At 39.0% G+C, this 14,112-nt stretch carries 12 protein-coding genes; 8 read left to right on the forward strand and 4 right to left on the reverse strand.

Translation table 11 applies throughout. The features are described 5' to 3' along the window. Positions 1 to 19 precede the first annotated feature (19 nt). The gene (locus tag AC012T_RS11840) at positions 20 to 694 is read left to right on the forward strand and encodes a 5'-methylthioadenosine/S-adenosylhomocysteine nucleosidase family protein (protein WP_487065939.1); all 675 of its coding nucleotides are present in this window, start codon (positions 20 to 22) and stop codon (positions 692 to 694) included. A 134-nt stretch (positions 695 to 828) separates the two neighbouring features. Here the strand turns inward: AC012T_RS11840 and AC012T_RS11845 are convergent, their stop codons facing one another. After that, positions 829 to 1,065 (reverse strand): hypothetical protein, encoded by a 237-nt coding sequence (locus AC012T_RS11845; protein WP_487065941.1) that lies wholly within the window; start codon positions 1,063 to 1,065, stop codon positions 829 to 831. Positions 1,066 to 1,647: 582 nt separating this feature from the next. Here AC012T_RS11845 and AC012T_RS11850 point away from each other — a divergent pair. Further along, complete coding sequence (locus AC012T_RS11850; protein ID WP_487065943.1) at positions 1,648 to 2,634, forward strand: cyanophycin synthetase; 987 nt, start codon at positions 1,648 to 1,650, stop codon at positions 2,632 to 2,634. An 88-nt stretch (positions 2,635 to 2,722) separates the two neighbouring features. On the opposite strand, the gene AC012T_RS11855 is transcribed toward AC012T_RS11850, so the two are convergent. Continuing rightward, entirely contained in the window at positions 2,723 to 3,073 is a 351-nt protein-coding gene (locus AC012T_RS11855; RefSeq protein ID WP_487065945.1) for a hypothetical protein, read from the reverse strand. A gap of 544 nt (positions 3,074 to 3,617) precedes the next feature. Next, a complete protein-coding gene (locus tag AC012T_RS11860; protein ID WP_487065947.1) occupies positions 3,618 to 5,030 on the reverse strand; it encodes a lysophospholipid acyltransferase family protein in 1,413 nt (470 codons plus the stop codon). 70 nt (positions 5,031 to 5,100) lie between these two features. Between AC012T_RS11860 and AC012T_RS11865 the strand changes: the two genes are divergently transcribed. Then, on the forward strand, positions 5,101 to 5,733 hold the full coding sequence (locus AC012T_RS11865) for a class I SAM-dependent methyltransferase (RefSeq protein ID WP_487065949.1): 633 nt from the start codon (positions 5,101 to 5,103) through the stop codon (positions 5,731 to 5,733). A gap of 23 nt (positions 5,734 to 5,756) precedes the next feature. Then, complete coding sequence (gene trhO, locus AC012T_RS11870) at positions 5,757 to 6,653, forward strand: oxygen-dependent tRNA uridine(34) hydroxylase TrhO (protein WP_487065951.1); 897 nt, start codon at positions 5,757 to 5,759, stop codon at positions 6,651 to 6,653. A gap of 186 nt (positions 6,654 to 6,839) precedes the next feature. On the opposite strand, the gene AC012T_RS11875 is transcribed toward trhO, so the two are convergent. Next, a complete protein-coding gene (locus tag AC012T_RS11875) occupies positions 6,840 to 7,502 on the reverse strand; it encodes a class I SAM-dependent methyltransferase (RefSeq protein WP_487065953.1) in 663 nt (220 codons plus the stop codon). A gap of 419 nt (positions 7,503 to 7,921) precedes the next feature. Between AC012T_RS11875 and AC012T_RS11880 the strand changes: the two genes are divergently transcribed. The 4 genes from AC012T_RS11880 (at position 7,922) to AC012T_RS11895 (ending at position 14,004) form a co-directional block, all read left to right on the forward strand. After that, on the forward strand, positions 7,922 to 8,860 hold the full coding sequence (locus AC012T_RS11880; protein ID WP_487065955.1) for a phosphoribulokinase: 939 nt from the start codon (positions 7,922 to 7,924) through the stop codon (positions 8,858 to 8,860). 137 nt (positions 8,861 to 8,997) lie between these two features. Further along, a complete protein-coding gene (gene ybiA / locus AC012T_RS11885) occupies positions 8,998 to 9,471 on the forward strand; it encodes a riboflavin biosynthesis intermediates N-glycosidase (RefSeq protein WP_487065957.1) in 474 nt (157 codons plus the stop codon). A gap of 287 nt (positions 9,472 to 9,758) precedes the next feature. Further along, positions 9,759 to 12,491 (forward strand): GAF domain-containing sensor histidine kinase, encoded by a 2,733-nt coding sequence (locus AC012T_RS11890; protein ID WP_487065959.1) that lies wholly within the window; start codon positions 9,759 to 9,761, stop codon positions 12,489 to 12,491. A gap of 745 nt (positions 12,492 to 13,236) precedes the next feature. Continuing rightward, a complete protein-coding gene (locus AC012T_RS11895) occupies positions 13,237 to 14,004 on the forward strand; it encodes a hypothetical protein (protein WP_487065961.1) in 768 nt (255 codons plus the stop codon). Positions 14,005 to 14,112: the final 108 nt, after the last annotated feature.

Consider the following 14,112-nt stretch of genomic DNA (forward strand, 5'->3'; position numbering starts at 1 on the left):
TTTCCCGATAATTGAAAATATGCACCTGATTCACACAATTTTAGTACCCCAAGGAGCAGAATACCAAGCTGTTTGTCGCGGTTTAAGTCGCGTTACTGGTTATCAACCCCAGGTGATCGCAATTCCGATGGGTGTGCAACCACTACGCCAATTTTTAGCTTTAAATTGCCAAAATTTAAATCAGCTAAATCAGCGAGTGCTACTGATGGGTTTATGTGGCAGCTTAAATCAGCGTCACAGAGTTGGTGATGTTGTTTTTTATCGAGATTGTGTTGATCACGAAAATATACAAACGTGCGATTTTACCTACTCCAGGGAGATACATCGCCAAATTGAGGGTACAGTATATTTTGTGAAGGGACTAACAAGCGATCGCATGATCTCGTCTGCTGAAGAAAAACGTAATTTACATCAAAAATTTGGTGCTGATGTTGTCGATATGGAAGGATTAGCCGCATTAGAATTTTTCCAGCCCCTTGGGGTATCAGTAGCAATGCTACGAGTCGTCAGCGACGATTCTCTCCATGATATACCTGACCTCACATCAGCGATCGCAGCTGATGGTTCCCTCCAACCTTTACCCCTAACTTGGGCATTAATCCGTCAACCCTTAGCTGCTACTCGACTGATTAGCGGTTCCTTACAGGGACTCAAAGTATTAGAGAAAGTAGCTTCTCGTTTACTAACACCGTAAAATTACTACTAATGAAACACCGTTGACAAATCTCAAAAAAGTCTAGAAGCCTGATTATACAATTACTATCAACCGAATTTAGGCTCTAAATATCAACTATTTTTGAATTGTCAACGGTATCCATAATTGAAAATTTAAATCACAACTTCGTCACGTTGAGAATCAAAAACAATCTCGAAAGAAGCAGTAGGTGTTAATTCACGTAAGTGCTGAATATATCCATCTGCATCTGACCGACTACGGAATCTAGCCACAATCACCCGTTGCTGATCTGCTACCATACGAGCTATAGCCCAACCATTCAGCCGATTTCTGTAAGTAATTGCCTGATTTTCTGATTTGGTATCTTTGTAATCTGTGTTTTGTGGCATGATTATATTATCCGTATGAAATTTAGTGAATGGCGTTAGTGTGTCTCTTAGGGGGGATAATACTAGCGCCTTTAATTGATGATGCCACCTTGTTATTACATAATTCTTGGATTGTCAATACTTAGTGCAACAACATGACTCATATTAAGCAACAAAACTGAGATAAATGCAGCTTATAGAGTTGTCAGGATACACAAACTAAGTTAACTCTACCAACAAAGATTACAGACTCTAGGAATCTGAATTTAAATCTAAAAAAATCTCAGTATTTGTATTATTTATAGAGCGAATTAGAAAAAGAATCAGTACTGTGCCGGGATCTCCTATCAATTTAAACTTGTAACTTTTAGAACTATAAAAAATATACCTTCCTAGTTTATTCAGTATAAGCTACCATAATTTTGTATTTTATCTACCAAGACTTATGCAAATAGGACTTACGCACGAAGTAATCAGAAACCTGATTCTTTCGTAGGGGTAATTCATGAATTACCCCTACCTTCTTGATGTTTTGCGTAAGTCCTGGCAAATTAGACTGAATTCGGTAAAATAACTACGTACCCATAAATTTGGCAAACTAAAATGGCATTACTAACATCAATACTGCAAAAAGTAGCATCTCAAATAGAAGCAGTAATCTTAGTAGAACCAGAATATGAATTAGTTGGACATATTACATTTAAAAATGGCAAAAAATCATGCTTTAGTTCTAACAAATTAAATATTAACGGCTTTGGTTCAGCACATTTAGCTAAAGATAAAGCATACTCTAACTTTTTTCTCAGGCAATTTGGATATCGAGTTCCAGAGGGACAAACATTTTTTAATGCTCAAATATGTAATAAATTATCCAACCCTAGAAATATTGATGATGGCTTTAATTATGCTAATAAACTAGGATTTCCATTAATTGTCAAGCCGCTGAATCTCAGTCAAGGAATATTAGTAACCAAAGTTGATAATCAAGCAGAATACTACGAAGTAGCCGAGAAAATTTTAGCCAATAATTCAGGATTAATTGTAGAAAGATTTTATAGCGGTAATGACTATAGAATTGTGGTATTAGATAATCAAGTTATGGCAGCTTATCAAAGAATTCCTTTATTTATCACCGGTGATGGTAAATCTAATATTCTACAACTTATGCACCACAAGCAAGAAAAATTTATCCAGCAGGGGAGAAAAAAAATTATTGATTTTAATGATTTCCGAATTCATCAAAAATTACAAAAACAGAATTTAAGTTTTGAAAGTATTATTCCTGAAAATACTATTGTATATCTCTTAGATAATGCTAATTTATCAAGTGGCGGTGAATCAGTAGATTATGCTGAAACTATCCATGCTGACTTTCAGAAATTATCCATCAATATTACAAAAGACATGGGACTAAGATTAGCAGGTGTGGATATACTTACTAGCGACATTACACAGCCAATAGTAGATTACACACTGCTCGAAGTAAATGGCTCTCCTGGATTATCTCATTATGCTGCCAGTGGTGAAACGCAAGCCAAAAAAGTAGAAGACTTATATTTAAAAGTTCTCCAAGCTTTAGAAAATGACTAAGTTCACCAATTTAAAAAATAATGGCAACAGCACTCAGACACACAGAGAAATTCCCAACCTAAAATCTAAAATCCAAGATGGAATAAATTCACCAATTTCTACCTAGCAGAGATTCAAATTCAGCTTGTAAAGCTTTGATATCTGCAATTCTAGCTACTAGTAAATTATCTCTTCCTGCATCTTTTAACCTTGCTTGCCAATATTGAATACTTTCTGCATTATTCACCCAAAATTGAATTACCGTGTCTAGTACTTGATCTAAATTCCAACTTCCAATTGGTGGAACCGATTCCACAGATTTTAGAAATGCATCTAGCGTACAAGTCTGGGTTCCCAAATATTCAACACCTTCTGGTTGGGGTTTTTCCCAACTCTGCCGTTGATGATTGAAAAAGTACAAAACTGGAGATACCCCTACAATGTCAAAAGAATATGTCATTCCAGCCCTCCAAACGTGTTGTTTAAAAAAGCATCCCAAATATGTAAGTTTAGTGTCATGCTTCACTACGCTGCGCTTCGTTCAGCATCTCGCGAGATTCTGCGCTTCACTCCGTTCCGCTCAGAATGACAATTTTCGATGTTTTTGCTTTCATTGGGATGCTCCCTTGTTTAATGGCACAGAAATCTGAGTTTAAGGAAGAAATTACTTCGGTAATATTGCTCTACTACATTCAACTATAACTATAAAAATGTAGAATTACAACCTCAATTACAGGTTTTAAAATTTATTCATAAATTAGCACTTGCTGGCTGAGAGTGCTAATTTAAATTAAGGGAACAGGGAATAGAGAATAGGGATCAGGTAAGGAATACAGACATTCTTGTTTTCAATCAATATGTACAATTAATTTTGCTTGGGTACTTATATTTTATCGCAAGTGATTAGGCAGACATGATATCATACCGTTTCTTTATGAAGATGCGCTTTATTCCTGGTTGTAGAGACGTTCCATGGAACGTCTCTACAGGATTTATTTGGCTTTTTAATCCTTAATTAATTCCTCTAAAGCCACCTGCAAATCCTTTGTCAAATCACTAACACCCTTTCGTAATGCTTGTTTATTTCCCTGACAACTCTCCCACCGTTCACTTACAGAAATCGGTTCACCAACAATAATCATTGCCTGTTTTAAACCTAAACGCGGTCTTCCTGGTAAAGTAGATTCTTGAATACGCGATAACATATCAAACATTAATAATGCCGTTTCTGCAAACCTTTCCGCAGTCTGTTTTTCTTGAATATAATTAGCAGTCACAGCTACAAAACTTTCTGCAATTCTCATGTGTTGCATTCTCAAATCTGCTTCTTCTGCTACCCAGTCAGCTAGACCACGTTTGAGAGGTGGTAAACTTTCAATATCGTCGATATCATCCCGATAAATGTAATTCCACCCAGCTTCTTCTAAACGACGACATCTATCAATCAAGTTACCTTGGGCTTGAACGTTAAAATACTCTTCTGTAATTTGTAAAGCTGTATCCATTAAACGGTGTAATCTAATAATTAAGACTTCATTAGGAGTGACTGTTTCCTCCGGTATAATTTCTGGTAAATCTCGATGATAGAAACGGCGATAAAATTCTTCCATTTCTGCAATTAAATATGCAGCCAAACGACAAAGGCGTTGATATAACAATTCTTCTAGTTGATTTCCAGTTTGACTAATTTCTGGAATTGGTAAACCGCTATCAGTTTCTAATTTAGATAACAGCCAATCTATTTTTTGCCAAGGTGGATTAACGTAACTATATTTAATCCCTATGGGGATAATAAAAACATTTTCTTCCCGATTAGCTTTTTGTAAATCTTCCACACACCAAAAACCCAACTGTGCTACACCTGGTTCTAGAGGGCTAACAATGCCACTATGACCATTTGTACCTCCTTCTGGTGCGATCGCAATCGGAAATTTAGCATTAGCCAATAAATCCCGCGCTATTTGAATAGAATTTCTGTCTACTCGTCTTCCTCTGCGAACAGGTACACCACCAAGCCCAGAAAATAACCAGCCTAACCAATTTCCTGCCCATAGCGTCATTCCCCGTTCATACATAAAATGACTGTGTACTGGGTATTGTAGAGAAATCCCCTTTTCTCTCGCCACCTTGGGAACTATGCGTGTTAGTAGATACAACATAGAGAGCGGATCTTCTACTTCAGGGTGACGAAATGCGATGATAAAACGAATTTTCCCCCCTTGAAATTCTTGGTATAATTTGCCTAATATTTCAGCATTTTTGGCTTCAATCTTCACAATACCAGCCGGTAGCCAAGGTCTAGTTCTCACCTGGAGAATGAACGGAAGAACCCAAGAAGTAATCTTGAGTATCAAGGCGTTAAAACGTGGGGGAATGAATTTGAGTGGTGGTTGGGTGGAATGAATTGATTTAGGCAATTTGTTCTCCCGCAGATATGACAATAATAAAGAGGACTTTACTCGATTTTGACACCTTTCAGGAATTTAGATGAACACATCACCAGACCAAAAACAATTTGCACCAGCAACCCAACGCAACCGCGAAGCCATCTTAGAGGTGCTTTTACAAGTATTACCTGCAAGTGGCACTATTTTGGAAGTCGCCAGTGGTACAGGAGAACACGCTGTTTTTTTTGCCCCCAGCCTCAAACCCCGTCAATGGCTACCTTCTGACCCTAACCCCTTATTACGCGACAGTATTAAAGCTTGGACAGAAGAATTCAAAAGTGATAATATTTACCCACCGTTGGAACTTGATGCTAGTCAGCCAATTTGGCCAGTGGAGAAAGACAAATTTCCAGACTCACCAATTGTCGCCATTGTTAACATTAACATGATTCATATTTCCCCTTGGTCAGCCGGTTTAGGACTCATGGCTGGTGCTGGGCGGATTCTGCCATCAGGTGGTATTCTCTACTTGTATGGCCCATACAAACAAAACGGCAAACATACAGCACCTAGTAACGAGGCTTTTGATGAGTCATTACAAGCACAAAACCCAGAGTGGGGAGTGCGTAATTTAGAGGATGTTGTCGCAGCAGCTAACGCTCAAAATTTGACCTTGCACAAAACTTGCTCAATGCCAGCAAATAACCTGTCACTAGTTTTCCGACATAATTAATGCAGATTAGCAGACTCGAACCGATGACACCAAAAAATATTTTAGTTGTAGCTGCACTGTATAAATTTGTTAGTTTACCTGATGTTGCCGAAATGCAAACAACCCTGCTTTCCTGCTGTCAGGAACAAGGCATTAAGGGAACAATTTTACTTGCCCAAGAAGGTATTAATGGTACTATTGCTGGTTCACGTCAGGCAATTGATGCTGTTCTGGCGTTTCTTCGTACTGACCCGCGTTTAGCAGATTTAGAACATAAAGAATCTTACACCGACACACCACCTTTTGAAAAAATGAAAGTGCGGTTGAAGCAAGAAATTGTGACTTTAGGAATACCAGAAGTTGACCCCAATCAAAAAGTTGGTACTTACATCAGTCCTCAGCAGTGGAATGATTTGATTTCCGACCCAGAAGTAACAGTAATTGATACCCGCAATGATTATGAAGTGAAAATCGGTACATTTAAAAGAGCAGAAAATCCGCAAACGCAAATATTCCGAGAATTTCCCGAATATGTAAGTCAACAACTTGACCCCAGCAAACACAAAAAAGTTGCCTTATTTTGTACTGGTGGCATTCGCTGCGAAAAAGCCTCATCTTATATGCTTTCCCAAGGCTTTGCAGAAGTCTATCACCTTAAAGGCGGCATTCTCAAATATTTAGAAGAAGTCCCCAGCGAAGAAAGTTTATGGGAAGGAGAATGCTTCGTTTTTGATGACCGGATTGCTGTTCGTCATGGCTTAGAAGAGGGAACTTATGAATTATGCTTCTGTTGTGGTCATCCCATTGCTGAAGATGATAAAACCTCTCCCAAATATGAAGAAGGTATTTCTTGCCCCTACTGTTTTGATAACATGACCGAGGAAAAAAGAAGACGACAACAACAGAAATGGAAACACTACAAATTAGAAAAATCAAAATGAAATAGGCTTTACGGTACTTATTTAAATTACTAGTTGGTAATAGGGAATAGGGAATAGGGAATAGGGAATAGGGAATAGGGAATAGGGAATAGGGAATAGGGAACAGGAGAAATTTAATTGTTTCCCCTGAACTCAATAATCAATACTCGGTACTCGGTACTCAATACTCAGGAACTGTCTCTGCGTTTAAATCTTCCTAGCCAAAGTCAAACCATCAGCGATAGGTACTAAACTCAGATCAACCCGCGAATCTTCATGTAACTTTTGATTAAAGGTGCGAATCTTCTTAGTTTGATTATCCTGCACTTCGGGATCTGCAACCTTGCCAGACCACAGAACATTATCAACAGCAATTAGTCCACCTGGTCGAATTAATTGGAGCGATCGCTCATAATAGTTCTCATAGTTCCCCTTGTCAGCATCAATAAACGCAAAATCAAAGGTTTCCCCTTCCCCTGCTGCCAGCAATTGATCTAAACTTTCCAAAGCTGGAGCAATCCGCAAATCAATTTTATCTGCAATTCCTGCTTGTTGCCAATAACGCCGACCAATGCTTGTATATTCTTCACTCACATCACAGGCGACAATTTTCCCATCTGCTGGTAAGGCTAAAGCCACCACCAAAGAACTATAACCCGTAAATACACCTATATCTAAAGTTTTTTTAGCTCCTAAAATCTTCACCAACAACGCCATAAACTGTCCCTGTTCCGGCGAAATCTGCATCATAGCCATTGGCAGTTGGGCAGTTTCTTGACGCAGTTGAGTTAAAACTTCTGGTTCTCGTAAGGAAACCGATAGTAAATAATTATACAAATCTTGTTCTAAGCCAATTGTTTGTTTACTCATAATTTATCTGCTTGATTAATTCTGCTGTAAAAACTCAAACCGCTTCAGTATTCTAATTGATCTTTACTCTTACCAATTACCAGACCCAATAAGTAAGATTAAGTACACGAACATCATCATAAGCCACACTTCTTTGATTGTGTGTAAGTATTCAGGATCAAGAATAGTTCAAGTCATGAGAATAAAGGCTTTTTTAGTCAAATTTGATGATTTTGATAAAAAATCACTTTTCTCTATCCTTCATTTCATAAGCATTTTGACTCCTGACTCTTGACTCCTGACTCCTGAATTCTGACGATTGTGTAGAGATGTTTCATCCATAGTCCCGGCATGAATTAATTGTCAACTTCCCTTCTAAAATGAAATCTAATCTGTGGAAATTCAATCACTAAACTATCTGTTGTGAGAGGGGAATATAAATGAGCCGTCCAATTATTCTTGGTATTGTTGGTGACAGCGCCGCTGGTAAAACGACACTGACTAGAGGAATTGCTCAGGTACTTGGCCCAGAAAATGTTACCCTCATCTGTACAGATGACTACCATCGTTATGATCGCCAACAACGGGCAGAAATTGGGATTACCGCTCTCCATCCTGACTGCAACCATTTAGATATTATGCAGCAACATCTATCGTTGCTACGCACAGGACAGCCAATTCTCAAACCAGTTTACAGTCACAAAACAGGTACATTTGAAGCGCCACAATATATCAAACCGAATAAATTTGTAATTATTGAGGGTTTATTGGGTTATTCTACCCGTGCTGCTCGTGATGCTTATGATGTAAAAGTTTATCTTGCACCTCCTGAATCACTCCGCGCTGATTGGAAAGTTAAGCGGGATACACAAAAGCGCGGTTATACGCCAGAACAGGTATTAGCAGAGCTAGAAAAACGAGAACCAGATTCAGACGCTTTTATCCGTCCCCAGCGTCAATGGTCGGATATTGTGGTGAGTTTTTATCCTGCTAACGAGGATGAAGATGGAACCAATGGTCAGTTAAATGTACGTTTGGTACTACGTCCATCTATTCCCCATCCCGATTTTACCCAGATTCTTGATGCTGGTAATGGTAATTCTCAATCAGCGGTGCGTCTGGGACTAGACAGAGATATGGGTAAACCGGTAGATGTATTAGAAGTTGATGGTCACGCTACTTTGGAACAGGTGACGAAGATAGAGCATATTATGTGTTCGGATATGCCTTACTTAAAAAATATATGCGATCGCGAAATTAATCCAGAATTAGGAAAAATCGCAGGCACAACCGGGGAGACTTTGCAAAGTTATCCCCTCGCACTTACACAGCTAATTATTACTTATCATATGCTCAAAGCTACGCAAATTTACCAATAATACATAGGAATGGGCTGATCTACCCTTTTCTGGCATTCAACAGCAGCCTTTCATATCCTGATAGATAGATCAGCAATAGCAGTAGTTGTGCGATGATCGCTATTGGGAGGCTTCCCAGTTGTAAGGTTGCTTTTAATATGACCATTTACTTTTACAAGGTTTGGCAGCCATATGGCTGTTTTTCTAACTTCTCTCCTCACCCTATCGAAGTACAGGGTACTCACTGGCCAACAGTTGAGCATTACTATCAAGCACAAAAGTTTGTTGGCAGTAAAGATGAGGTTATTATACCATTAATCCATGCCTCTGCTACCCCTGAAGAAGCGGCTGCCTTAGGACGTTGCAGCACTCGCAAACTTCGTCCAGACTGGGAAATAGTCAAAATTGATGTGATGCGATCAGCTGTCAGGAAAAAGTTTACTACTCATCCAGAAATTCGCAAAGTTCTTTTGGTAACAGGTGATGAGATTTTGGTGGAAAATTCACCCACAGATTATTTTTGGGGCTGTGGTGCGAATAAAACAGGTCAAAATCATCTAGGAATAATTCTCATGAGTGTACGTGAAGAAATCCGTCAGTTATTGTCTTTGCCAGTAATCACCAATTCATAAGTAAAAAGATTTACAATTGTCATGGGGTTGCAGTTGACGGCAATAGAATCAACCTTGCTGTTTAAATATTTATTAATCTTATTACAACAATAACTTTAAAAGCCAGAATAGTTTAAGTGATATTACTGAAAATAGCCGAAAAATTGAGATTTGAAATTTCTTAGTTATACTATGTAGATTAAGATAAACTTTAGTAAAAAAAGGCAATAAATCTACAAAGGTTTCTGCCATAACTTTACATCAGGGGAAAATTAAAAAAAATATTTTTGAGAAGGCGAATATTAGTAATGACGTTTAGCGAAGATCAGCCAGATGGTTTGCAGCAAGAAAATTTATTGCACAAAATGATTAAGCAGATTCGGCGTTCGCTGGATCTCCAAGAAATTTTAACTTCAACTGTTACCGAAGTGCGTTTATTCTTGCGAACAGATCGAGTCAAGATATATCGGTTTGATACTGATGGTAGCGGTGAAGTCATTGCAGAATCTATTAATAACAATTGCCTACCATCATTATTAGGACTTCATTTTCCTGCCACTGACATTCCAGCATCAGCTAAAGAGATGTTCTTATTAACAAGACAACGCTCAATAGTAGATGTAACTGCGGGAACAATTGGGTTGTCGCCGCTAAAGTCGGCAAAAAACGGTAAACCATTACCTACAGAGAATATTCACTATCGACAAGCAGATCCATGTCATCTTCAATATTTAAAGACCATGGGTGTAAAATCTTCCTTTGCAGTCCCAATTTTAGAATACGACCCCACAGGACAATCGACACAACCAAAACTGTGGGGATTACTGGTATCCCACGATAGTCAAACGCGAACGATTTTAAAACAAGAACTCAAAGTAGTCACCCAAGTAGCCGATCAAGTGGCGATCGCTATTTCTCAAAGTAACCTCCTCAGCGAAGCTAGAGCCAAGCAGAGGCAAGAAGCCATCATTAATCAAGTCACAACCCTATTACATCAACTACCTACAATCCAACTACAAGAAGCACTAGAAGCAACAATTACATCCTTTAATGGTATTGGTGGCAGGCTTTATATTCAACAAAGTCAAGAAATATATACCTATGGTGAACAACCACAACTAACTTATGAACTAGAAAATATTGCCATTGAACAACATCCTGTCTGGCAAAACTGGATATCTGAGTACAAACCCGGTCAAATTTGGTCAATTTCTGACCTTTATAAACAACCTGATTTCAGAGTTTTAGCCCTAGCCTTTCAGTCCACTCGAATTCGGGGACTAATGATCATTCCCCTCCACTACCGCGAAAATTTCATTGGTGTATTAAGCATTTTTCGCCCAGAATTAGATAGTGAAGTTCTCTGGGCAGGAAGATTAGATCCTAATAAGCATCAAGAATTACCACGTCTTTCCTTTGAACTTTGGCGAGAAGAAAAAAAAGGACAAGCACCTGCATGGAAACCGGAAGATATAGCCCTAGGAAAAGCTTTATCTCATAACTTTGCCATGGCAATTCAGCAGCAGCAAACATATCAACAACTACAGTTGCTGAATTCTAACCTAGAAGTGAGAGTACAGGAACAAACCGCTGAAATAGAAAAAACTCTGCTGCTGACTAAAGCACTCAAACAAGTTACAGATCAGATTCGTAGAACTTTGGACTTGAATCAAATCCTACAAACCATCGTCCAAGAAGTTCGTCCTCTACTCAATTCTGACCGAGTACTGATTTATCAATTACTGAATGAAGGTAATGGTGAGGTAATAGTCGAAGAAGTTAATGGTAATTGGCCATCGGTTTTGGGCTTGCAGTTACCATCAGAATGCTTTCCTGAAGAGTATGCCCGTCTCTACTTACGGGGCAGAGTGCGAGCAATTGACAATGTATATACAGATATATTAAGTCCTTGCCATCGAGAATTCTTGGAAAGTATACAAATCCAAGCCAATTTAATCGTACCTATTAAAATGGAAACCCAACTATGGGGTTTATTAATTGCCCATCACTGTGAATCACCGCGAAATTGGCAAGATGCAGAAATTGATTTGTTACAACAGTTAGCAGACCAAGCTGCGATCGCAATTCAGCAAGCCCAACTCTACCAACAAAGCTGTAGCGCCGAAGCCGAAGCGATAGCTAAAGCTACACAACTGGAGCATACACTGCATCAACTCCAAGAAACCCAGTCTAAATTAATTCAAACAGAAAAAATGTCTGGTTTAGGACAGTTAGTTGCAGGTATAGCTCACGAAATCAACAACCCTGTCAACTTTATCTACGGCAACCTTTGTCATGCCAGTAATTACACAGAAGACATACTCAAGCTTTTACAACTCTACCAATCCCACTATCCTGACCCTATAGCTGAGATTCGTGAAACTATGGAAACTATAGACTTTAACTTTGTGATTCAAGACCTACCAAAGATCATGTCATCAATGAAACTAGGTTCAGATCGCATCCGTTCCATAGTCTTGTCATTACGCAACTTTTCCCGTCTTGATGAAGCTGAAAACAAGCGAGTTGACTTACACGAAGGCATTGATAACACCTTACTGATTTTGCAACATCGGCTCAAACCACATAGCCATTTTCCTGGGATTGAAGTCATGAAAGACTATGGTGACTTACCAAAGGTAGAATGCTATGCCGGACAAATGAATCAGGTATTCATGAATGTTATTAACAATGCTATTGATGTCTTGACTGATCAAGTAGAAGAAAGTCCAAAATCCGCCGATATCAGACCTTTACCAACTATTCGTATTTCCACCAGAGTCTCAGCAGAAAATTCCTATCTGTTAATTAGCATTGCAGATAATGGACCAGGTATGAGTGAGGAAGTTAAAAAGCGTATTTTTGACCCATTTTTTACTACTAAGCCTGTAGGCAAGGGTACAGGACTAGGATTAGCAATTAGTTACCAAATCGTTGTCGAAAAACATGGTGGACTAATGGAGTGTATATCCGCACCAGGCAAAGGTACAGAATTCTGGATTGAAATTCCCCTGAAATTGACAAGAGAAAAAAATAGTTAGGGGTTAGGAGTTCGGAGTTCGGAGTTCGGAGTCAGGAGTCAGGAGTCAGGAGTCAGGAGTCAGGAGTTCGGAGTCAGGAGTCAGGAGTTAGGGGTTAGGAGTTCGGAGTTCGGAGTTCGGAGTCAGGAGTCAGGAGTTCGGAGTTAGGAATAAGAAGGAAGAAAGAAGGAAGGAAGGAATAAGAAGGAAGAAGGTAGTTGATTTTAATTCAATCAATAATATAGTTGCTCAAAAAGTAAAGTTTAATGAAGAAAATTAGCACCTCTATCTACAGGTGATATCCTAAATATAGAAGCAAAAGGAACTAGCTTCCCTGGCAGATCAAACAGCTAGAGTTGAAAAGTAAAAAGAGGTCAAAACCGCTGTTAAATTCCTATCTGTCTCGTCAAAACAACACAACACCCAACGCGAACGCTGATATTCCCTCCAAAGATTAAAATCAGGGGGCAATGTATGTGGTTTTCATTGTTTATTAAAGTGATGAAACGTACTACATCCCAAGATAGAATCAAAAAATAAGAAGAGGGAAAAACCAAGTTAGTAGATGTTGGGTGTTGTTGTGTGTAACAAGGAATAGGCAAGAAAAAAAGTTGCTTGTAGGGACTTCCAGGAAATACTTTCTCCGTTCGCATAGCGTCTCCGAACACCGAACTCCTAACTCCGAACTCAGGTGCTATCAGTCCCCAGCATTAGGCGTAAGTTTGTACTACAATTGAATAGCAACAGACACTTAAAATAGCGCCTTATGTCAATTATTGCGCTCAGAGCGTGGTATCTACAAGATTATGAGCCAATTACAGAATTGGAAAAACGTCCTCCAGACATTCGCTTGAGTAAAAAAAGTTTACTCAAAACTGGACTGCGTGCGGATTTTTTGGAAGAAAGTGATGAAGTTAAAGCTTCAACTTGGTTTAGGCGCTATTTGGAAGGTGAAAACACTGAATTTTATATTGAGGGTAGCGGTGGTTATTGTGTAGCTAACATTGACTTGATTAGTCATGAAATATACTTTACTAAGCAAGCGTTGTTAGCTCAGTTAGAACCAACGATTTTTTTCTGCTATCAAACGGAGTATGCCGCAGCGAGTGATTTACTCAGAGAAGAACTGCAAGAAAGTTTGAAAACTTTAAACCTGCGCTCGCGTTTGCCCCTAACATTAATAGAATCATCCCGTCCTAGCAATGCACCTCTGCGGCTAAACCGTGCCATGATGCGGAAAATTCGCAAGAGTTTATTATTTATCGGCGACACTACAGCCATAACAAGCATTGATAACAAAGAAACCCATCAACTAATGCCTAGTCCCAATGTCTGCGTAGAAATTGGTTATGCGATCGCAACTAAGCGGGTTGAACAAATTTTATTAGCACAAATGCAACGTCCAGAATTAGAAGGGCAATTTCCCTTTGATTTACCCTTGCAGCAAATTTTACAATTTCAAGACAAGGCAGAATTAAATAAAATCCTCACAGGGGCTATTGAAACCCAGTTAGCACGATTCAAATTATTTTAGAGGCTGAATGGGGAGAGTATTTATCTTTCCCCCTGCCCCCTTTCCCCAATCTCCTACTTTTTGGGAACTATTTCTGGGGAGGCCAGCGTCGTGATGCGAAGTAAAAGT

This window comes from Anabaena sp. EIM26, assembly GCF_057568715.1.

What these genes read in the sequence shown, in the direction of transcription:
- AC012T_RS11850 (WP_487065943.1), top strand. Translation starts at nt 1,648, where the DNA reads ATGGCATTACTAACATCAATACTGCAAAAAGTAGCATCTCAAATAGAA.
- AC012T_RS11865 (WP_487065949.1), top strand. Translation starts at nt 5,101, where the DNA reads ATGAACACATCACCAGACCAAAAACAATTTGCACCAGCAACCCAACGC.
- AC012T_RS11845 (WP_487065941.1), bottom strand. Translation starts at nt 1,065, where the DNA reads ATGCCACAAAACACAGATTACAAAGATACCAAATCAGAAAATCAGGCA.
- trhO (WP_487065951.1), top strand. Translation starts at nt 5,757, where the DNA reads ATGACACCAAAAAATATTTTAGTTGTAGCTGCACTGTATAAATTTGTT.
- AC012T_RS11880 (WP_487065955.1), top strand. Translation starts at nt 7,922, where the DNA reads ATGAGCCGTCCAATTATTCTTGGTATTGTTGGTGACAGCGCCGCTGGT.
- AC012T_RS11875 (WP_487065953.1), bottom strand. Translation starts at nt 7,502, where the DNA reads ATGAGTAAACAAACAATTGGCTTAGAACAAGATTTGTATAATTATTTA.
- AC012T_RS11895 (WP_487065961.1), top strand. Translation starts at nt 13,237, where the DNA reads ATGTCAATTATTGCGCTCAGAGCGTGGTATCTACAAGATTATGAGCCA.
- AC012T_RS11890 (WP_487065959.1), top strand. Translation starts at nt 9,759, where the DNA reads ATGACGTTTAGCGAAGATCAGCCAGATGGTTTGCAGCAAGAAAATTTA.
- ybiA (WP_487065957.1), top strand. Translation starts at nt 8,998, where the DNA reads ATGACCATTTACTTTTACAAGGTTTGGCAGCCATATGGCTGTTTTTCT.
- AC012T_RS11855 (WP_487065945.1), bottom strand. Translation starts at nt 3,073, where the DNA reads ATGACATATTCTTTTGACATTGTAGGGGTATCTCCAGTTTTGTACTTT.
- AC012T_RS11840 (WP_487065939.1), top strand. Translation starts at nt 20, where the DNA reads ATGCACCTGATTCACACAATTTTAGTACCCCAAGGAGCAGAATACCAA.